The organism is Streptomyces sp. NPDC031132 (assembly GCF_055570595.1).
Map to the genome: position 1 here is coordinate 1 of NZ_JBVIGX010000032.1, position 19089 is coordinate 19089.

The window sequence follows — 19089 nt, forward strand, 5'->3', positions numbered from 1 at the left end:
GGCCGCGGCGACCGAAGTCGCCGCGGCCGCGGGCCGTCCGCCGCACCCCGACCCGGCTCCGGTCCCGCCGGTGCCCCCCGTTCCCCCGCCCGGCGCGGGCCGTGCGCGGGCGGTCGGCGGGGCCGGGGGCAGCGGAGCCGCCGGCGGGAGCGCCCCGGCTCCGCTGGGGCGGTTCCTGGTCAAGGCCGCCGCCGTCACCGCCGGACTGACCGCCGCCGGGGCGGTGTTCGGGCTGGTCCGGGACCAGACCATCGCGCACCTCTTCGGAGCCGGGCACGACAGCGACGCCTTCCTGATCGCCTGGACCGTGCCCGAGATGGCCTCGACGCTGCTCATCGAGGACGCCATGGCGCTGCTGATGGTGCCCGCGTTCAGCCACGCCCTGGCCCGGCGGGCGGCCGACCGGGCCGGGCTCACCCGCAAGGCGGCCCGCGCACAGGACCCCGTACGGCTGCTCGTGGGGGCGACCCTGCCGCGGCTGGCGGTGCTCCTGGCCGCGGTCGCCTCCGTGCTGGTCGTCGCCGCGCCGCTCGTCGTCGCCGTCCTCGCGCCCGGGTTGCCGGACCCGGACCTGGCCGTGGAGTGCACCCGGATGACCGCGCTGACCGTGCTGTCCTTCGGGGTCGCGGGGTACTTCAGCGCCGCGCTGAGGGCACACCGCTCCTTCGTGCCGCCGGCCGCGATCTACGTCTCGTACAACGTCGGGATCATCGGGACGATGATCGCGCTGCACGCGGCGTGGGGGGTGCGGGCCGCGGCGGCCGGGGTCGCCGCCGGCGGACTGCTGATGGTGCTCGTCCAACTGCCGGCGTTCGTCCGGCACGTGGGCTTCGGCCGGTCCCGCGCCAAGGGCGCGCCGCGCAGCCAGCGTGACCGGGACCGGCCCACCCTGATGGCGTTCGGGCTGATCGCCCCGGTGATCTTCTTCGCCGTGTTCCGGCAGTCGCAGGTCCTGGTCGAGCGGTTCCTGGCCGCCTCGCTGCCGCCCGGCGCCATCTCGCACCTGAACTACGCGCAGAAGGTCGCGCAGATGCCGATGGTGCTGTCACTGATGATCTGCACCGTCACGTTCCCCGTCGTCGCCCAGGCCATGGCCGGCGGCGAACGCGAGAAGGCCCGCCGGCGCGTCGAACAGGACCTCGCCCTGGCCTCCCTCGCCGTCCTCATGGGCAGCGCCCTCGTCATCGGGTACGCACCCCAGATCATCCAGGTCCTCTTCGAACGCGGCGCCTTCACCCACCGCGACACCCTGGCCACCGCCTCCGTCATGCGGGTCTACGGCCTCGGACTCCTCGGCCACTGCCTCGTCGGGGCGCTGTCCCGGCCCTTCTTCTCGACCGCCCGGCCCACCTGGTTCCCGGCGCTCGCGATGGGCGCCGGACTCCTCGTCAACATCGTGGCCGGAGCCTTCGCCGTCCGCTGGTGGGGCACGTACGGCATCGCCGCCGCCAACGCCGCCGGCATCTCCACCACCGCCGCCCTGCTGCTCACCGGGCTCGGCTCGCGGATCGTCGCCATCCAGGTCCGCCGGGTCGCGCTCAGCATCGGCCGGCTCTCCGTCGCCGCCGTCGGCACCTGCGCCACCGGCTGGATCGCCGGGCCGATGATCGCCGACCCGCTGCTCAGCGCCGCACTCGGCTGCCTGCTCGTCCCCGCCATGTTCGGCGCCTGCGGCATGGCCATACGGGCGCTCGAGATCACCGCCCTGCCCGCCCAGATCACCCAGATGACCCAGAGGTTCCGCAATGCCCGCTGACACCCGCACGGCGCCGACCGCCCAGGCGGTCCCCGCCCGCCGGACCGCCTCGCCGTGGGTCCTGATGTACCACTCGGTCGCCGAGTTCACCGACCCCGCCGAGGACCCGTACGGCATCACCGTCACCCCGGGCACGCTGGAGGCCCAGCTGCTGTGGCTGCGCTCCCGGGGCCTGCGCGGGGTGTCCGTCGGCGAACTGCTCCGGGCCCACGCGGCCGGGCGCGGCGCCGGGCTCGTCGGGCTGACCTTCGACGACGGCTACACCGACTACCTGACCCGGGCGCTGCCGCTGCTGCGCCGCCACGACTGCACCTCCACGCTGTTCGTCCTGCCCGGGCGGCTCGGGGTGGACAACGTGTGGGACCCGCTGGGCCCGCGCAAGTCCCTGCTGACCGCCGAGGGCATCCGCGAAGTTGCCGCCGCCGGACAGGAGATCGGCTCGCACGGGCTGCTCCACCAGGACCTCACCGCGACCGCCGACGACGTCCTCCAGCAGGAGCTGCGGGGCAGCCGCGAGCTGATCCGGGAGCTGACGGGAACCCTGCCGGAGGGGTTCTGCTACCCGTACGGGCACCTCGACGAGCGGGTCGTCGAGGCGACGCGGGCGGCCGGGTACGGGTACGCCTGCGCCATCGACCCCGGGCGGCTGGCCGGCCCGCACGCCCTGCCGCGCACCCACGTCAGCCAGGCGGACGGGGCCGGTCGGCTGCGGATCAAGCAGCTGCGGCACCGGGTGCGGGAGCTGCGGCGGGCGGTGCACCGATGAAGTCGCTGCGGGCGCTGCACATCATCACGGGGCTCGGGGTAGGCGGCGCCGAGCAGCAACTGCGGCTGCTGCTGCGGCACATGCCGATGCGCTGCGACGTGCTGACGCTGACCAACCCCGGGCCGGTGGCCGAGGGGCTGCGGGCCGACGGGGTCAGGGTGGTGCACCTGGGCATGCGGGGCAACCGGGACCTGGGGGCGCTGCCGAGGCTGGTGCGGTTCATCCGGCGCGAGCAGTACGACCTGGTGCACACGCACCTGTACCGGGCCTGCGTGTACGGGCGGCTCGCGGCCCGGCTCGCGGGGGTCGGGGCGACCGTGGCCACCGAGCACTCCCTCGGCGAGGGCGAGATCGAGGGCCGGCGGCTGACGGCCGGGGTGCGGGCGCTGTACCTGGCCAGTGAGCGGCTGGGCGCGGCGACCGTGGCGGTGTCGGACACCGTGGCGGCGCGGCTGGAGGGGTGGGGGGTGCCGGCGGCGCGGGTGCACGTCGTACCGAACGGGATCGAGGCCGTCCGCTTCCGCTTCGACGAGGGCGTGCGCAGGACCACACGGGCCCGGAGCGGGCTGCCCGAGCGGGCGTTCGTGGTCGGCGGGGTCGGGCGGCTGGTGCCGGGCAAGCGCTTCGACTCGCTGGTCCGGGCGGTGGCGGCGCTGCCGGGGGCGCACCTGCTGCTGGCCGGCGAGGGGCCGGAGCGGGCGGCGCTGCGGCGGCTGGCCGCGGAACTTGGCGCGCAGAGCCGGATCCACCTGCTGGGGGAGCGGGACCCGCTGGGCGACAGCGCGGACGGGCGGACGCCGGGGATCCCTGCGCTGCTGGCCGCGATGGACGTGTTCGTGTCGCCGTCGCGGGAGGAGGCGTTCGGGCTGGCGGTCGTGGAGGCCCTGGCCGCGGGGCTGCCGGTGCTGCACGTCACCTGTCCGGCGATCGACGACCTGCCGGCCACGGAGGCTCCGGGGGCACGGCGGATCGGGACCGGGACCCAGGAGCTGGTCGCCGCCCTGCGCGGGCACATGGAGGCGGGCGCGCGGCGGCTGCCGCAGCCACCGGTGGTCCGCCGCTACGACATCGCCCGCAGTGCGGACCAGCTGCTCGCGGTCTACGCCCTGGCGCTGTCCGGAGCTTCGGCGCCCGCCCCTCAGTCGCCGGCCGGGCCGGAAATGCCGGGCTGCGCCAGGGAACCCGCTGCGGTGCCCTCGGCTCCCGGCCGCGGCCCGGACTCCCGGGGCGCCGCCCCGGACCCCGCGCCTCAAACGCCGGCGGGGCTGGGTCTGGACCCGGGTCCGGAGTCGAGAGGCGCTGCGCCGGCATCCGCGCGGCAGGGGCCGGCGGGGCTGGGTGGTCTGGCCCCGGGTCCGGAGTCGAGGGGCGCTGCGCCGGCATCCGCGCGGCAGGGGCCGGCGGGGCTGGGTCTGGCCCCGGGTCCCGCGGAGTCGAGGGGCGCTGCGCCGGCTCCCGCGCCTCAAGCGCCGGCGGGGCTGGGTCTGGCACCGGGTCCCGCGGAGTCGAGGCACGCTGCGCCGGCCTCCGCGCGGCAGGGGCCGGCTGGGCTGGGTCTGGCACCGGACGTTCGGGACGCCGCCCCGGGCCCCGCGCCGCAGGCGGCGGGGCTGGAAGTGCCGCCGGGCGGTTGATGCACGCAGCGCCGAAGGGGCCCGACGAGGGGCCCGAAAGAACTCCCATTCCTCCAGGAAGGCACGTACATGGCTGACACCGCCGATCAGAAGAAGACCGACCGCCGTCGTCGCAGGGTACGGCTGCTGCCGCCGCCCGCGTGGTGGCCTTTGCCCGTCGTCGCCGTGCTGGGGCTGGCCGCGGGCGGGGCGTACGGGGTGCTCAAGGCGCCCGAGTACGCCGCCACCAGCTACGTCGTCGCCGTCCCGGACGACACCACCGAGCCGGCCACCGCCCTCGGCTTCGCCCAGGCGTACGCGCGCATCGCCACCAGCAGTTCCACCCTCGCGTACGCCCAGCCCCGCGCGGGCATCGGCGCCCGCCAGCTCCGTACCCAGGTGCGCGCCGAGACCTCCCCCGAGTCCCCGATGATCGCCATCACGGGGACGTCGAAGAGCCCGACCGAGGCCGCCGACATCGCCAACGCCGTGGCCGACGCGCTCTCGCTGAGCAGCAACCAGGCCGCCAAGAACACCGGCGTCCAGCTGCTGCTGTTCAGCCAGGCCGTCGCGCCGAGCGAGCCCGCCTCGCCGTCCGCCACCGTCAGCGGGGCCGTCGGGCTGTGCGCCGGCGGGCTGCTCGGGGGGCTGTGGCTGCTGGCCCGGCCCGGTCGCACCCGGCGGCCCGAGGGCCGGTCGGAGGAGCAGCCGGTCGTCGAGGAGTACGCCTCCCTGCCCGCCCAGGGCGACCACAACGAGACCAAGGAGAAGGAGTCCGTGCGATGACTACGGGCTCCACCGGGGCCCTGTCGGTGACGCTGTGCCGAGACCCCCGGCAGTTCGCCGCACTGGAAGAGCCGTGGAACCGGCTCTTCCGGGCCTGCCCCACCGCCACCCCCTTCCAGAGCCACGCCTGGCTGCACTCCTGGTGGCTCTCGTACGGCCGGGACGGGCGGCTGCGGCTCGTGCTCGTACGGCGCGGCGAGGAACTCGTCGGCGCGTGCGCGCTGATGCTCGTCCACCGGCCGCTGCCGCTCCTGGTGCCGCTCGGCGGCGGCATCACCGACTACTTCGACGTCCTGGTGGCCGCCGACCACGCCGACGAGGTCGTCCCGGCGCTGGCCCGCGGCCTGCACCGGGCCGCCCGCGGCGCGGTCGTCGACCTGCGCGAGGTACGGCCCGGGGCCGCCGCCGAGGCGCTGTACGGGGAGTGGCCCGGGATCCGCAGCAAGCTCGCCGACTCCACCTGCATGGAGTTGCCCGCGCTGCCGTTCGACGAGCTGGTCAAGCGGATGCCGGCCTCCGGCGCCCAGCGGGTCCGGGCCAAGCTGCGCAAGACAGACGCGGCCGGGATCGAGGAGCACGAGGTCACCGAGCACGAAGTGCCGCGCGCCGTAAGGACCCTGCTGCGGCTCCACGAGAAGCAGTGGCGGGGCCGCGGGGTGACCCCGGAGCACCTGAGGCCCCGCTTCGCCGAGCACCTGACCCGGGCCACCCGGCGGATGGTGCGGGTCGGCGAGGGCCGGCTGACCGAGTTCCGGCTGGACGGGAAGGTGGTGGCGGCCAACGTCACCCTGCTCTCCGGGGCGTTGAGCGGCGGCTACCTCTACGGGGCGGACCCGGACCTGCGGACCCGGAAGGTGGACGTGGCGACGCTGCTGCTGCGCTACGAGGCCGGCCGGGCCCTCGCGGAGGGCCGCCCGGTGGTGAGCTTCCTGCGCGGCAACGAGCCGTACAAGAACCACTGGCGGCCCGAAACGGTGGTCAACCAGCGGTTCCTGCTGGCCAGGACGGCGCTCGCGCCCCTGCTCCGCCTGCACGAATCGCAGGTGACGGGGCGCGAGCGGGCGGTGGACGCGCTGCGCGAGGCCCTGCCGGCCGCCAGGGACTGGCGGGCGCGGCTCAACGAACTGCGGGTCCGATGACGGTTCTACCAGGGCCAGAAGCCGGAGTCCTTGCCCCAGTCGATCTTGACGCAGACCGACTGCTTGCCGACCAGCTTGGAGAGCCACTCGCCGAAGTTGATCGGCACGCACCACTCCGTACTGTTGGCGGGCGGCTCGGCGGGCTCGGGCTTCGGCACGACCGGGCTCGGGACGACCGGGCTCGGGACCGGGACCGGGATCTCCGGCGACGGGACCGGGCTCGGGGCCTCCGGCGACGGGACCGGCACGGGGACGGGGTCCGGACCCGGGTCCACCGGGGTCTCGGGCGACGGGACCGCCGGCGAGGGCACGGGAACGGGCTCGGGAACGGGCTCGGGAACGGGCACGGGTGCGGGGCTCGGGCTCGTGCTCGGGGTCTCCGGCGAGGGGACGGGATCCGGCACCGGAACCGGGCTCTGCGGGCTCGGGATCACCGGGACCTCCGGGATCACCGGGACCTCCGGGATCTCCGGCGACGGGATCACCGGGGAGGGTACGGGGATCTCGGGGGTCGGGATCTGCGGGCTCGGCACGGCCGGGGTCGGGACCACCGGCGTCGGTACGACCGGAGTCGGGATGACCGGCGTGGGCACGACCGGGGTCGGGATGACCGGCGTGGGCACCACGGGCGTCGGGACCGGGTCCGGCCGTTCGGGCGCGAGCGCGGCCCGGAAGGCCTTCGTCGACTTCGGGTTCTGCTTGCACTGCCACACGCCGTGCGGGCAGTAGTCCGTGATGGTGTGGTAGAGCGGCCTGTGCTGCTCGATCCACTTCAGCATGCGCCGTACGTACTCCGGGTTGTCCCCGTGCCGGAACAGACCCCACTCCGGGTACGAGATCTCTTTGCCGTGCGCTTTCGCGAAATCCACGTGCTGCTGGAGTCCGTACGGCTGCTTGATCATCTCGTCGAAGGTCTTGCCGGGAGCCTGGTCGTACGAATCCATGCCGACGATGTCGACCACGTCGTCGCCCGGGTAGCAGTGGGTCCAGCCGATCGCGTCCGACCCGCGGTTGGGGGCGTAATCGAACTTGAACTCCGCACCGGGGACGGAGCGCATCGTGTTGACGATCCGCCGCCAGTACTCCTTCCAGCCCTCCGGGTCCGGCGCGCAGCGGTGGGTGTACGTGGCGCCGTTCATCTCCCAGCCGAGCACGATCACCGTGTCCGGGACGCCCAGTGCCACCAGCCGTTCGGCGAGCTTCTCGAAGTGCCGGTCGAAGTCGCCCTTCGCGCCCGCGCGGATCAGCTGGGCGACCTGGCGGTCGGGGACCCGGGCCTCGTTGCGTTCCTGCATGGGCACGTTCAGGACGAAGAGCCGGTCCGCCTTGGCGCGGCGCCACTCGGCCCACGGCTCCAGGAAGTCGGGGCCCTCGATGCGGGCCCAGCGGTCTCCGGGCAGATAGGTGTGGCCGACCCGGATCTCCTTGCCGCCCAGCCAGCGCGACAGGTTCGGGATCCGGGCGACTCCGGGCGGACCGGAGTCGAGAAACGCGCCCATGGCGATGTCGGAGCCCTTGGGCTGCTCCCTCTCGGGGGCCGCGAGCGCGGCTCCGGTGGCGAGCAGCCCGGCCGTGACCGTACCGATGCAGGTGCTCGCCAGTCGGCGGTGTGGTCTGGGCATGGCGTCTCCCGAGCTTTCCTGAATCGGTGTGCTTGTCGAAGACGTTAGGCATCACATCTGACGAATGGCCTGTCCGGTGACCGCTGCGTAGGCCATTCGCAGCTGCGCATCCTCCCCGTTTGGTCCGACTAGGTGAAAGACACCGTTCCCATGCACGCGTTCGACGGCCATGTGCCCGCTGTAGTGCTCAGACTCGATCGGAATCCGTTCCACCACGGAACCCTCGGTGCCGTCAGATCTCTTGGGCGGAGGGGCGTGGAGGTCCATGCCGTCGTCGAGGCCGGGGGAGGTCCCATGGGGCGCTCGCGCTACCTGCACGCCGCGCATCCCGGACCGGCCGGAGGGCTGGATCCCGAGGCTCCGGAGACGCTGCTGGAGTGCCTGGTCGGGGTGTCGGAGCGGATCGGCAGGCCGGCCGTCCTCGTCGCGATGGACGACCTGAGCGCCATCGCCGTCGCGCGGATGGCGCCGATGCTGGACGGGCGGTTCCGGATCCCCCATCAGCCCGACGGGCTGCCGGCACGGGTGGCGGACAAGGCCGAGCTGGCGCAGCTGTGCGCGCGCTGGGACATCCCGCACCCGGAGACGGTGGTCCCGGCGAGCGGGGCCGAGGCGGCGGAGGCCGCTTGGCGCCTCGGCCTGCCGGTGGTGGCCAAGTGGAGCCGGCCCTGGCTGCTGCCCCAGGGCGGCGGGCTGCGCAGCACCACGCTCGTGCACACCGCCGCCGAGGCGCGCCGTCTGTACGAGCGCACGGCGGAGGCCGGGAGCCGGCTGCTGCTCCAGCGGTTCCTGCCGGCCGGGACGGACACCGACTGGTTCTTCCACGGTGCCTTCGCCCGCGGCGGGCACCCGCTGCTCGCGGGGTCGGGCCGCAAGGAGCTGTCCTGGCCGGTGCGGACGGGGCTGACGGCGGTGGGGCGCTGGCTGCCGGACCCGGCGGTGGAGGAGGCGGGGCTGCGGCTCGCCGAGCGGCTGGGCTACCAGGGGATCCTGGACCTGGACTTCCGCCGGGACGAGCAGGGCTGCTTCCGGCTGGTGGACTTCAACCCCCGGCCGGGCGCGCAGTTCCGGCTGTTCACGGATGCGGGCGGGCTGGACGTGGTCCAGGCGATGTACCTGGATCTGACGGGGCAACGGGTGCCGGAGCCCGCGGGCGGGCCGGGCCGGGTGTTCGTCGCGGAGAACTACGCCCTGCTGGCGTCGCTCCGCGGCCGCCAACTCCCCTGGCGGCCAACGGCCCGCCCACCGCTCCCGTCCCCCTCGGCACCCGAGGACGTCGGGACCGGTCAGGACCGCGTCGCAGGCGGCAGGCCCGGGCCGGTACGGGTGGTGCCGCGGGCGGAGCGGGGGCGGGTGGAGGCGGCCTGGTTCGCCGCCGACGACCCGGTGCCGTTCTTCGCGATGCTCGCCGCGTTCCTGGGCCGGGGGGCGGGGAAGGGTGTGCGGGCCCTGCGGGGTGTCCCGGCGCACGGCCGCCGTACGGCCCGGGCCGTGGTCCGCGCCCCGCGCCAGCGCGCCCGCGACCTGACCCCGCCGACCGCCCCGGCCGAGCCGGACGAACTGGTGATCCGATGACGCCCCGTCATCCGCCGCCGCGCCGGCCCCCGTCGCCGTCTCCGGCGCTGCGGGGGCCCGTCATGCGGAGCTCCGGAGGCACTGGCACGGGCACGGGCGAGGGGTCCATGAGACTGGAGGGACAGCGGTGATGCGGGTGGACGATCTCGTCGTGGTCGGCGCCGGACCGTACGGGCTGTCGATCGCCGCGCACGCGGCGGCGGCCGGGCTCGGCGTACGGGTGCTCGGGCGGCCCATGGCCTCGTGGCGGGACCACATGCCCGAGGGCATGTTCCTGAAGTCGGAGCCCTGGGCCTCCAACCTGTCCGCGCCCGGCGGCCGGCACACCCTCGCCGCGTACTGCGCCACCCGCGGGCCGGCGGCCCAGCACGGCATCCCGCTCCCGATCGGCACCTTCAGCTCGTACGGCATGTGGTTCGCCCGGCACGCCGCGCCCGAGGTGGAGGAGGTGACGGTCACCGAGGTCAGCCCGCAGGGCGACGGCTTCCTGATCCGCACCGCCGAGGGGCCGCCGCTGCTCGCCCGGACGGTCGCGATCGCCGTCGGGGTGATGCCGTTCGTGCACCTCCCCGAGGCACTGCGGGAGCTGCCCCCCGGGCACTGTTCGCACAGCAGCGGCCACCGCGACCTGGCCCGGTTCGCCGGCCGGGAGGTCGCCGTGGTCGGGGCCGGGCAGGCGGCCCTGGAGACCGCCGCCCTGCTGGCCGAGAACGGGGCCCGGCCGTGCCTCGTCGCCCGCCGGTCCCGGCTGAACTGGAACACCGTGCCCCAGCCGCTGGAGCGCCCGGCCCTGCGCGCCCTGCGCGATCCGCACAGCGGCCTCGGCACCGGCTGGCGCAGCTGGGTGTGGTCCGAGCTGCCCTGGGCGGTGCGCCGGCTGCCCGCGCCGAGCCGGGAGCGGATCGCCGCGACCGCGCTCGGGCCCGCCGGGGCCTGGTGGCTGCGGGACCGCTTCGAGCGGAGCGTCCCGGTGCTGCTGGGACACCGGCTGCACCGGGCCGTGCCGGTGGGCGGGCGGACCCGGCTCGGGCTGACCACGGCGGCGGGGGAGTCCGTCGTACTGGACGTCGCGCACGTCGTCGCGGCCACCGGGTTCACCCCGCACCTGGGCCGGCTGGAGCTGCTGGACGCGCGGCTGCGGGCCGTCCTCGACACCGTCGGGGACAGCGGCACGCCGGAGCTGAGCGCCGGTTTCGAGTCCTCCTGGCCCGGACTGTTCTTCGCGGGGCTGCTGACGGCTCCCTCATTCGGCCCTTCCATGCGATTCGTGCACGGTGCGGGGTTCACGGCGGGGAGACTGGTCGGAGGAGTCCGAAAGCGCCTCGGCGCCCGGGGCAGGCCGACGGGCTCCGCCGGGACCGTACGGCCAGACCGGGCCGGTGCCGGGCATCCGAAGACGTCTCTGCGGTGAGGTCGAGAGGGGTCCGCGATGAGTGCGGAGCAGGGAGCACAGGGCCGTGGCTGGGTGCGCATTCCCGCCGGCCGGACGGAGCAGCCCGCGCCGCCCAGGTCTGCCGCGCCGAGGACCTCCGCGGCCAGGACCGCCGCGCCCAGGACCGCCTCCCCGTACGCCCCTCCCGCGCATGCGGCAGCGGACCAGCCGACCATCTACCTCTCCCTCGTCAAGCGCTGGCGGGAGGCCGGGCGCACCCTTCCGGGGCATCCTGACGAGGAGTGGGAGCGGCTGATCTCCCAGCCGTGCTGGCCCGGCCGTTAGGTGGTGTGTCTCGTGGCAGCGGCGGAGCGCGACAGATCCGAGCAGGACCGGCGGGACCCCGTGACCGGGCCCGGGGAGCGGCTCGCGCTCAACGGCATGGGCAGCTTCGAGTGGGACCTGGACGCCGGGACGCTGTTGCTGGACGAGGCCGGGCTCGTGGTCTTCGACCTCGAGCGGGAGGAGTTCGGCGACACCCCGGAGGGGCTGGGGCTGCGGATCCCCGCCCACGACAGCGCACGGCTGGCGGAATCCACGCAGGCCGCCCTGGACGGCGGCGCCGAGACGTACGGCGCGTACTTCACGGTGCAGCGGCGCGACGGCGTCGACCAGTGGACGCACACCCAGGGCCGGATCCTGCGGGACGCCGGCGGGCGGCCCCTGCGGATCGTCGGGATCGTGCGGGACGCGACGGCCGAACTCGCCCACGCCACCATCCTGCGGAAGCTGGAGTCGGCGCGGGCCCAGCAGGCCACGATCGTGCAGCGGACGACGGAGGCCCTGTCGCGGGCGGTGACCGTCGACGACGTCACGGCCACGCTGACCGGGGCCGGAGCCCTGGAGCGCCTCGGCGCCGACGGGCTGGCCCTGGGCCTGGTGGAGAACGGTGCCATCAAGATCATCGCGCTGAGCGGGGAATCGCTGGAGATCCTCAGCGAGCGCAAGTTCACCCGGCTGGACGGCTCGCTGCCGCTGTCGCAGGCGGTGCTGACCCGCAAGGCGCGCTTCGTCACCTCCCTCACCGAGCTGGCGGGCGAGTTCCCGCTGCTCGCGGACTACCTGCGCCGGATCCGCTTCGACGCCGCCGCCTATCTGCCGCTGATCGCGCAGGCCAAGGCCATCGGCGGGCTCGTGCTGTTCTACCGGCGGCGCAGCGAGTTCAGCCCGGAGGAGCGCAACCTGTGCCTGGGCCTGGCCGGCATCGTGGCGCAGTCCCTCCAGCGGGCGCTCCTGTTCGACCAGGAGCGGGAGTTCGCGACCGGCCTGCAGGCGTCGATGCTCCCGCGCCGGATCCCCGAGATCAGCGGCGGCGAGATCGCGGTGCGCTACCACTCCGCGTGGAGCGGACGGGAAGTCGGCGGTGACTGGTACGACGTGATCGCGCTGCCCCGCGACCGGGTCGGCATCGTCGTGGGCGACGTACAGGGCCACGACACGCACGCGGCGGCCATCATGGGCCAGCTGCGGATCGCGCTGCGCGCGTACGCGGGGGAGGGGCATCCGCCGTCGACCGTGCTGGCGCGGGCCTCGCGCTTCCTGGCCGAGCTCGACACCGAGCGCTTCGCGACCTGCATGTACGCACAGGTGGACCTGGAGACCGGCGGCGTACGGGCGGTCCGCGCGGGCCATCTCGGGCCGCTGATCCGGCACACGGACGGGCGTACGGGCTGGCCCAACGTACGCGGCGGGCTGCCGCTCGGCCTGGCCTCGGTCTTCGAGCAGGAGGACTTCCCCGAGACCCGGCTCGACCTGGTCCCCGGGGAGACGCTGGTGCTGTGCACCGACGGCCTGGTGGAGGAGCCCGGCACGGCCATCACGCAGGGCATGGAGGCCCTCTCCCACGCCGTGCGCAGCGGGCCGCAGGAGGCGGGGGCGCTCGCCGACCACCTCTCGGACCGGCTCTGGGAGCGCTGGGGCTCCGGCGACGACGTGGCCCTGCTGGTGCTGCGCCGGGCCCCCGACCCGGGCACCCACCGGGCCCCGCGGATCCACCAGTACATCCACCAGGCGGACCCGGAGGGCCTCTCCGAGGCCCGCTACGCCCTGCGCCAGGCGCTGCGCGACTGGGGCATGCCGGAGCTCGCCGACGACGTGGAACTGGCGGCCGGGGAGCTGCTGGTCAACGCCCTGCTGCACACGGACGGCGGGGCGGTGCTGACCATGGAGGTGCTGCCGGAGCCGGTCCGGCGGATCCGGCTGTGGGTGAAGGACCGCTCCAGCGTCTGGCCGCGCCGGCGCACCCCGGGGGAGGCCGCCACCACCGGGCGCGGGCTGCTGCTGGTGGATGCGCTGGCCACGCACTGGGGCGTGGAGTCCCGCGGTGACGGCAAGGCGGTGTGGTGCGAGTTCGACGTCGCGGGCAGCGCCCGGAGCATGGGGTGACGGGGGCTCGGCGTGACCGGGTGGTCACGCCGAGTTGTGGCATTGCGGGGGTGGAGTGATGATGCGGTCCATGGAACGGACGACCGCATGGACACGGATCCTGCCGTGCACCGGCTGAACAAGCGGCCGGGCAGGGGCGCCACGACCGCTCTGCTCGCGCTGCTGCTGGCCGTCGGGGTCCCGACGGCCGTGCACCGTACGACGGGGCGCCCCGCTTCCGACACCGACTGCCGGACCGTCGCTTTCATGTCGATGACCGGCGTGGCGCCCGCCTGCCGGTAGCGACGGCCACCGGCCACGGCCGGGTGCGTCAGCGGTGCTTCTCCTCCAGCCGGATCTCCCGCTCCGTCTTCGCCAGGTGGGACACGCGCAAGGTGAACCCGGAGTGCAGGCTCGCGGACTGGAGCTTGGCCTCCGCACCGGCCGCACCCGGCTGCAGGCGCACCAGGTCCAGCGGGGCCGACGCGGACCAGTCGTGCTCGTACCCGTCGCAGACGGCCTCCCCGCCGCCGAAGCCCAGGCGGGTTCCGTCCTGCACGAGGGCGACCTGGATCTGCACTCCACGGGGTGAGGAGGGCCGGCACGTGTAGGACCCGAAAAGGGTGACGTGGCCGTCGGAGATGTGACCGAATTCCTGTACGGAAATCTCATCGCCGTAGGCCCGGGCGTCGGCCGGAGTGGTGAATACGATGGCCGCGGCCAGTGCGGAAAGCGCCGTGACGGCCAGTCGGCGGGTGGAAACTCGCATGAATCCTCCATGGGGGGTGGGTCGGCACAAAAGCGCCGAAACGCATTGTGCTGGCAGATGGCGGGCAACTCCTTCCGCGCGCCCGTGTCGGTGTGTGCAATTGCCCGCTCGGGCGCGTGAGACTGACCGGAATACGTCCCCGAAGGTCCCCGAAGGGATCGCGCATGCGTCAGTCCGCTTCCGTCCTCGCCGCCGCTCTCCTGCCCCTCCTGCTGTTCGGTGCCACGGCTTGTTCCGGCGCCCCCGAGGGGGCCGCGCTCGCCCCGGCCGCGGCGCCGGCCGTCCCGGTGGACGACGGCGCGCCGGGCGCCGAGGAGGATCCGGCGGCCGCGGCGCCGGGGGCGGGCCAGGCCGCCGCGAAGGATGCCCGTGTGGGTGACTCCGTACGGGTGCACGGCCGCCAGGTGGGCCGGCACCTCCAAGCGGTGCTCACCGCGTACGTCGACCCCGCGGTCAGCGTGGAGAAGAACTACGCGCCGCCCGCGGGCAAGCGCTGGGTGGCCGCCTCGATGTCGTTCGTCAACGTCGGCGGGGCCTCGTACGGGGCCCTCGGGCGCATGTGGGCGTACGACAGCGCGGGGGGTCGCCATCCGGTGGTGCCGACCGGTGAACTGACCACCGGCAAACCGCTCGTCTTCGATTCCCTCGCCGTAGGTGAGCAGGCGGACGGATGGGTGGTGTTCGAAATCCCGGAAAAGGCGCGCATCGTGCGGCTCCAGTACCAGGACGCGAACATGCAGGCGAATTCCGGAGAGGGATTCTGGGCCGTCTAGCCCGCCCGGGTGAAAGGCCTGAAAGGGGCGCGGGAGAGACCACTAGGGTGCGGCGCATGACTTCAACTCAAGCCGAAATCGACCGGTCCCAGCTCGGCACCCTTTCCGTGCTCGCCTGGATCGGCGACCCCTCCGAGGGCCACGACATCCCGTACTTGCTCGCCTACACCCTCGGCGACGGCCCGCAGGGGCGGGAGGCCGGCGAAAAGGCCGCCCGCGGGCTGCTGGAGGAGATCGGCCTGCCCATCGGTGACGTGGTCATGGACGGCACCCGCAACCCGGCCGGCTTCCCGGTGCAGATCGTGCTGGCGGGCAACCAGGTCGCGCTGACCCTGCCCGGGCTGAACGCGACCTGCACCGCCCCGGACGAGTGGGTCGCCGCGGCGAACGAGAGCGGCCAGGCCTACTTCCTGTTCGCCACGCGCGCCTGGCCCGAGGCCGTCCCGGGGGAGCCGGTCGCGCCGGAGACCCTCCAGGAGTTCGCGGGGGACGAGGCCGTGCTCACGGGCAGCGCCCACTGCGTGCTCGCGGTCCGGCGCCTGCAGTAGCAGACCCCGGGGACCGAGCCCCTGCTCCGGCCGCCGGGCCCCCAGCCTGCCCGGTGGCCGGTACCCCGTTCCGGGGCTCTGCCGGCTCCGCGGGCTCTACGGGCGCTCGAAGGAGAAGCGGAGCGAGCGGACGCGGTTGTCGAAGTTCGATCCCGCCAGGTCCGGCAGCCCCACCGCCCGCAGCCCCACCGGCCGGGTCAGCAGCTCGCGGAACAGGGCCTTCATCTCCACCCGGGCCAGGTGCGCGCCCAGGCAGAAGTGCGGGCCGCCGCCGCCGAAGCCCAGGTGCGGATTGGGCGAGCGGGTGATGTCGAAGGCGTCGGGGTCGGGGAAGACGGCCTCGTCGCGGTTGGCGGACGCGTAGTACAGCACCACCTTGTCGCCGGGCCGGAACAGGTGCCCGCCCAGGGTGTGTTCGGCGACCACCGTCCGGCGGAACTGGATGATCGGCGTCGAGTGCCGGATCATCTCGTCCACCGCGCCGTCCGCGTACGCCTCGAAGTCCCCGAGCAAGAGGTCCCGTTGGCCGGGGTGATCGGTCAGCAGCGTCAGCCCGTGGGTGATCGCGTTGCGCGTGGTCTCCACCCCGGCCACCATCAGCAGCGAGAAGAACGCCCCCAGCTGGCGGGCGTTCAGCGCCTGCCCGTCCACGTCCGCGGTGACCAGGGCGGAGATCAGGTCGTCGGTGGGGTTCTTGCGCCGCTCCCGCCCGATGCCCGCGACCATCCGCTGCATCTTGGCCAGGGCCCGCAGCCCGCGGCCGGGCATCCGCAGCCGCGAGGCCAGGCCCCGCTCGACACCGATGTTCTCCGAGGCGTGGTTGACGCGGTCGGCGATCTCGGCGCGGTAGCGCTCCGGGATGCCCATCATGTTGCAGATGACCTCCAGCGGCAGCCGGGAGGAGACGGCCGAGACGAACTCGTCGGGCCCGTCCTCCAGTACGTCGTCCACGATCCGGGCGGCCACCGCGTGGATGTCCTGCTCGGCCGCCGCCAGCAGCCGCGGCGTGAACGCCCGCTGCACGATCTTGCGCAGCTGGGCGTGGTCGGCGCCGTCCAGGTTGACCATCGAGTCCCCGAACAGCGCCCGCACCCACCGCGCCGGCTCGGGTGTGGTCACCCCGGGCGCGCTGGCGAACACCTTGGGGAGCCGGCTCGCCTCCTGCACGTCCGCGTGCCGGACGAGGGCCCAGTGTCCGCGCCCCTTCCCCTCGGGCACGTAGACCGGGTGCTCCAGCGCCCGCAGCCGGGCGAACGCCGCGAGCCGCGCGGCAGGGGGCTGCTGCCAGAACGCAGGGTCGGCGAGCTCCCCGTACTCCGCCACCGCCGCGCCCGTGTCCGCGTACCGCTGTACCGGGACCTTCATCGTTTCTTCTTCCTGTCGCCGGCGCGCTCGCCGGGGCCGCCGCGGCCGTCGCCGCCCGCCGTCTTCACGCACCAGAACGCTCCCGGTCCACCAAGGTCACGCCCACCGCGACGGTCGCCGCGGCGACGAGCCCGGCCCACAGCACCGCCTGCCCGCCGGTCCACGCGCACGCGAGGATCGCCAGCGCCGAGATCGGCAGCACCAGTTGCTGGGCCGCACCGCGCTTGAAGTGGCGGGAGTGCAGCAGCCAGACGAAGGCGAGGAACAGGGCCGCGGGCACGGTCACCGCGAGGTTGGCGGCGAGCGTCGAGATGTGGGCCTTGCCGACCGCGTGCTCGATCGCCACCTCGATGCCGGCTCCGATGGCCGCGGCCGAAGCGAAGATCACGATGTGCCCGTACCCCCAGGGGATGGCCTGGCGGTTGCTCAGCAGCCGGTCGTGCGCGGGGACGGCGAAGTAGATCCACCAGGCCGCGAAGACCAGCAGCAGCCCGCCCGCCGCGATCGGCAGCAGTTCACCCAGCGCCTCGTGCTCGTCGATCGCCGACTGGACCGCGACCGTGCTGGCGGCGATGGTCTCGCCGAGCACGATGATGGTGAACAGGCCGTACCGCTCGGCGATGTGGTGGGGATGCCACTGGGTCTGGTAGCCGCGCTCGGCCAGGACCGGCACGAGCAGCTCCGCCATCACGAGCACCAGGAAGAGCCACCTGCGGGAGCGCTCGGGGGCCGCGAGCAGCGCCACCCAGCCCGCCTGGCAGACCACCAGCCCCATCGCGTACGTGAGGTCGGTGCGGCGGGCCGGACCCTGCTCCCCGGCGGCGGCGCGCAGCCACTGAGCGGTGAGCGCGAGCCGCATCACCACGTAGCCCATGACGGCGATGGTCCAGTCGTTGTCGTTGAAGGCGCGCGGGATCCCGGCCGCGTAGACGAGCACTCCGGCGATCTGCACCAGGGTCGCGATCCGGTACGGCACGTCGTCGACGTCGTAGGCGGAGGCGAACCAGGTGAAGTTCATCCAGGCCCACCACACGCCGAAGAACACGAAGAGGTAGCCGGTGATGCCGGCGCCGACATGGCCCTCGGCGAGCGCGTGGACCAGCTGCCGGCCGGCCTGTGCCACCGCGACGACGAAGCAGAGGTCGAAGAACAGCTCCAGAGGGGTCGAGGCCCGGTGGCCCTCGTCCCGGCTGCGGGAGGTCATCCGTACGTACGTCATACCGCCAGCACACCAGCCGTACGCCGGCCGGCAGGCGAGGCGCGCGGCCGGCCGGGCCGCGGACCCCAAGACCCACGACGCCGGTGTCGTCGACGCCTGCACTCCCGAGATCCGCGCCGCCCGCAAGGCCGGTGTCGTCACGGGCCTGCCGGACACGTGCGGCCGCGGGTCCATCATCGGCGACCACCGCCGTGTGAGCCGTCCGGGCCGTCCGGGGCCTCACCCGTTCGGCCCACCCGTGATTCCGTCATAACGGGCCTGGTCGGGACATACCGCCTAGCGTGGTGCTGTGTCCGAGCCCTCAGATGTCCTCGCGGCCGAGCCGCCCCCGCCCCCGTCCGTGCCGCCGCGTCCGACCGGGCCGCCGAGGGCCGGGACCCTCCCGCCGGCCGGGGGATCCGTCGCCGCACGGGCCACCCTGGCCGGCACGGTCGTCTCGCTCCTGCTCATCGCCGCGATCGTGCTGGGCAGCCGGCTCCTGAGCGACTTCGACTCCGCGCTGCTGCCGTACGCCGTCGCCACCGTCTTCCTCGCCTTCGGCGTGGCCTACCGCTACACGGTCTGGGCCTCCGCGCCCGGCGCCCGGCGGCTGTTCAAGAAGGGCTTCGGCAGCTTCTTCTCCGCCGCCAACTTCCGCAAGGATCCGACCGCCCTGCCTCGCCCCCATGTGCGCCACCGTCTGCCCGACCGGAGCCCTCTTCCACGGAACCCTCGAGGAGCTCCAGGCGGAGCGCCCCGGTGTGCACGTCGCCGACTCCTTCGTCTTCGGCGACGTGGTGGTCAGCACCGGCGTGGCGATGGTCGTACCCGCCGACAAGGTGGTCCAGTGGCCCGTCCCGGGCGGCCTGCCCGTCGTCGAGCTCAACGGAGTTGACGTCCGATGAGCCTGACCGAACCGCCGCCCTGTGCCGGCAGTTCGGCGGGTCACGCCCCGAGACGGCCCTCAGGCTCGACTGTCCCGGCGCGGGCCGCGCCACCGAGAGCAGGCGGACATGAGCGACCGGCAGCTGCCTCCACACCCGGACTACCGACCGGGCAGTGCCCAGCCCGGCTGAACCGGCCCGTGCGCGAGCGGTATCCGCAGATCCGCCCCACCAGCGGCTGCGGCGACCCGCGGATCCGGCACACGGTTCCCGGCCCGGGCGCCGGCACCGAACAGGAGCCGGAGCGGTCCTCCAAGCTCAACGCCCGTCTGACCCTGGCCCTCACCGTCGTGATCGGCCGGCTCTGGGCGCTCACGGTGACCGTCAACGAGTGGATGGAGGGCAACACCGGCACGGCATGGTGGGGGGCGGGATTCCTGATCCTGTCCTTCCTCGTCGTGCTGGGACTGTGGCTCCTCGACCCGAAGGACCGATGACC

The 19089-nt window shown here is 74.2% G+C and carries 15 protein-coding genes and 5 pseudogenes; 16 read left to right on the plus strand and 4 right to left on the minus strand.

What is annotated here, in order from left to right:
* The 5 genes and pseudogenes from murJ to ACZ49B_RS31540 form a co-directional block, all read left to right on the plus strand.
* Positions 1–1756 (plus strand): murein biosynthesis integral membrane protein MurJ (gene murJ / locus ACZ49B_RS31520; protein ID WP_468312474.1); only part of this gene is annotated, 1756 nt, incomplete at its 5' end.
* Complete coding sequence (locus tag ACZ49B_RS31525; protein ID WP_468312477.1) at positions 1746–2522, plus strand: polysaccharide deacetylase family protein; 777 nt, start codon at positions 1746–1748, stop codon at positions 2520–2522. The genes murJ and ACZ49B_RS31525, both read left to right, overlap by 11 nt.
* 5 nt (positions 2523–2527) lie before the next feature.
* Positions 2528–3646: pseudogene (locus tag ACZ49B_RS31530) on the plus strand (glycosyltransferase); the annotation flags it as partial.
* A gap of 579 nt (positions 3647–4225) precedes the next feature.
* Positions 4226–4921 carry a YveK family protein gene (locus ACZ49B_RS31535; protein ID WP_468312480.1) on the plus strand — a complete coding sequence of 232 codons (696 nt, stop codon included), beginning with the start codon at positions 4226–4228 and terminating at the stop codon, positions 4919–4921.
* Positions 4918–6060 carry a GNAT family N-acetyltransferase gene (locus ACZ49B_RS31540; RefSeq protein WP_468312482.1) on the plus strand — a complete coding sequence of 381 codons (1143 nt, stop codon included), beginning with the start codon at positions 4918–4920 and terminating at the stop codon, positions 6058–6060. The genes ACZ49B_RS31535 and ACZ49B_RS31540 overlap by 4 nt, the downstream gene beginning before the upstream one ends.
* Positions 6061–6065: 5 nt before the next feature.
* Here the strand turns inward: ACZ49B_RS31540 and ACZ49B_RS31545 are convergent, their stop codons facing one another.
* On the minus strand, positions 6066–7682 hold the full coding sequence (locus tag ACZ49B_RS31545) for a glycoside hydrolase family 26 protein (protein WP_468312484.1): 1617 nt from the start codon (positions 7680–7682) through the stop codon (positions 6066–6068).
* 150 nt (positions 7683–7832) lie between these two features.
* On the opposite strand from ACZ49B_RS31545, the gene ACZ49B_RS31550 reads away from it, so the two are divergent.
* From ACZ49B_RS31550 to ACZ49B_RS31570, 5 genes are all read left to right on the plus strand, one after another.
* Positions 7833–9257 (plus strand): carboxylate--amine ligase, encoded by a 1425-nt coding sequence (locus ACZ49B_RS31550; RefSeq protein WP_468312487.1) that lies wholly within the window; start codon positions 7833–7835, stop codon positions 9255–9257.
* 136 nt (positions 9258–9393) lie between these two features.
* Positions 9394–10668, plus strand: a complete 1275-nt coding sequence (locus ACZ49B_RS31555) for an NAD(P)-binding domain-containing protein (RefSeq protein WP_468312641.1) — start codon at positions 9394–9396, stop codon at positions 10666–10668.
* Between the two features lie 18 nt (positions 10669–10686).
* Positions 10687–10974 (plus strand): hypothetical protein, encoded by a 288-nt coding sequence (locus tag ACZ49B_RS31560; RefSeq protein ID WP_468312488.1) that lies wholly within the window; start codon positions 10687–10689, stop codon positions 10972–10974.
* Between the two features lie 12 nt (positions 10975–10986).
* Positions 10987–13074, plus strand: a complete 2088-nt coding sequence (locus ACZ49B_RS31565; protein WP_468312490.1) for a SpoIIE family protein phosphatase — start codon at positions 10987–10989, stop codon at positions 13072–13074.
* A gap of 87 nt (positions 13075–13161) precedes the next feature.
* Complete coding sequence (locus tag ACZ49B_RS31570; protein WP_468312493.1) at positions 13162–13356, plus strand: hypothetical protein; 195 nt, start codon at positions 13162–13164, stop codon at positions 13354–13356.
* Positions 13357–13384: 28 nt separating this feature from the next.
* On the opposite strand, the gene ACZ49B_RS31575 is transcribed toward ACZ49B_RS31570, so the two are convergent.
* Positions 13385–13822, minus strand: coding sequence for a DUF6299 family protein (locus ACZ49B_RS31575; RefSeq protein ID WP_468312494.1), 438 nt, complete (start codon positions 13820–13822; stop codon positions 13385–13387).
* A 164-nt stretch (positions 13823–13986) separates the two neighbouring features.
* On the opposite strand from ACZ49B_RS31575, the gene ACZ49B_RS31580 reads away from it, so the two are divergent.
* Positions 13987–14595 (plus strand): DUF4352 domain-containing protein, encoded by a 609-nt coding sequence (locus ACZ49B_RS31580; RefSeq protein WP_468312496.1) that lies wholly within the window; start codon positions 13987–13989, stop codon positions 14593–14595.
* Between the two features lie 56 nt (positions 14596–14651).
* Positions 14652–15143, plus strand: coding sequence for a DUF5949 family protein (locus tag ACZ49B_RS31585; protein ID WP_468312498.1), 492 nt, complete (start codon positions 14652–14654; stop codon positions 15141–15143).
* A 96-nt stretch (positions 15144–15239) separates the two neighbouring features.
* Here the strand turns inward: ACZ49B_RS31585 and ACZ49B_RS31590 are convergent, their stop codons facing one another.
* Both ACZ49B_RS31590 and ACZ49B_RS31595 read right to left on the minus strand, forming a co-directional pair.
* Positions 15240–16508: a cytochrome P450 gene (locus ACZ49B_RS31590; RefSeq protein ID WP_468312501.1), complete on the minus strand. Its 1269-nt coding sequence runs from the start codon at positions 16506–16508 to the stop codon at positions 15240–15242.
* Between the two features lie 64 nt (positions 16509–16572).
* Positions 16573–17727 (minus strand): low temperature requirement protein A, encoded by a 1155-nt coding sequence (locus tag ACZ49B_RS31595; RefSeq protein ID WP_468312503.1) that lies wholly within the window; start codon positions 17725–17727, stop codon positions 16573–16575.
* A gap of 67 nt (positions 17728–17794) precedes the next feature.
* Between ACZ49B_RS31595 and ACZ49B_RS31600 the strand changes: the two are divergent.
* The 4 pseudogenes from ACZ49B_RS31600 to ACZ49B_RS31615 form a co-directional block, all read left to right on the plus strand.
* Positions 17795–17935: pseudogene (locus ACZ49B_RS31600) on the plus strand (pyruvate formate lyase family protein); the annotation flags it as partial.
* A gap of 81 nt (positions 17936–18016) precedes the next feature.
* A pseudogene (locus tag ACZ49B_RS31605) lies at positions 18017–18388 on the plus strand (MFS transporter); the annotation flags it as partial.
* Positions 18384–18611, plus strand: a pseudogene (locus ACZ49B_RS31610) (4Fe-4S dicluster domain-containing protein); the annotation flags it as partial. The pseudogenes ACZ49B_RS31605 and ACZ49B_RS31610, both read left to right, overlap by 5 nt.
* Positions 18612–18719: 108 nt before the next feature.
* Positions 18720–19087 (plus strand): annotated as a pseudogene (locus ACZ49B_RS31615) (hypothetical protein).
* The last annotated feature ends 2 nt before the right edge of the window (positions 19088–19089 follow it).

Bases quoted from the DNA above. Each gene is read 5' to 3' on its own strand.
- ACZ49B_RS31540 (WP_468312482.1), top strand. From the start codon at position 4,918: ATGACTACGGGCTCCACCGGGGCCCTGTCGGTGACGCTGTGCCGAGAC.
- ACZ49B_RS31560 (WP_468312488.1), top strand. From the start codon at position 10,687: ATGAGTGCGGAGCAGGGAGCACAGGGCCGTGGCTGGGTGCGCATTCCC.
- ACZ49B_RS31575 (WP_468312494.1), bottom strand. From the start codon at position 13,822: ATGCGAGTTTCCACCCGCCGACTGGCCGTCACGGCGCTTTCCGCACTG.
- ACZ49B_RS31585 (WP_468312498.1), top strand. From the start codon at position 14,652: ATGACTTCAACTCAAGCCGAAATCGACCGGTCCCAGCTCGGCACCCTT.
- ACZ49B_RS31525 (WP_468312477.1), top strand. From the start codon at position 1,746: ATGCCCGCTGACACCCGCACGGCGCCGACCGCCCAGGCGGTCCCCGCC.
- ACZ49B_RS31550 (WP_468312487.1), top strand. From the start codon at position 7,833: ATGCACGCGTTCGACGGCCATGTGCCCGCTGTAGTGCTCAGACTCGAT.
- ACZ49B_RS31545 (WP_468312484.1), bottom strand. From the start codon at position 7,682: ATGCCCAGACCACACCGCCGACTGGCGAGCACCTGCATCGGTACGGTC.
- ACZ49B_RS31580 (WP_468312496.1), top strand. From the start codon at position 13,987: ATGCGTCAGTCCGCTTCCGTCCTCGCCGCCGCTCTCCTGCCCCTCCTG.
- ACZ49B_RS31590 (WP_468312501.1), bottom strand. From the start codon at position 16,508: ATGAAGGTCCCGGTACAGCGGTACGCGGACACGGGCGCGGCGGTGGCG.
- ACZ49B_RS31535 (WP_468312480.1), top strand. From the start codon at position 4,226: ATGGCTGACACCGCCGATCAGAAGAAGACCGACCGCCGTCGTCGCAGG.
- ACZ49B_RS31570 (WP_468312493.1), top strand. From the start codon at position 13,162: ATGGACACGGATCCTGCCGTGCACCGGCTGAACAAGCGGCCGGGCAGG.
- ACZ49B_RS31595 (WP_468312503.1), bottom strand. From the start codon at position 17,727: ATGACGTACGTACGGATGACCTCCCGCAGCCGGGACGAGGGCCACCGG.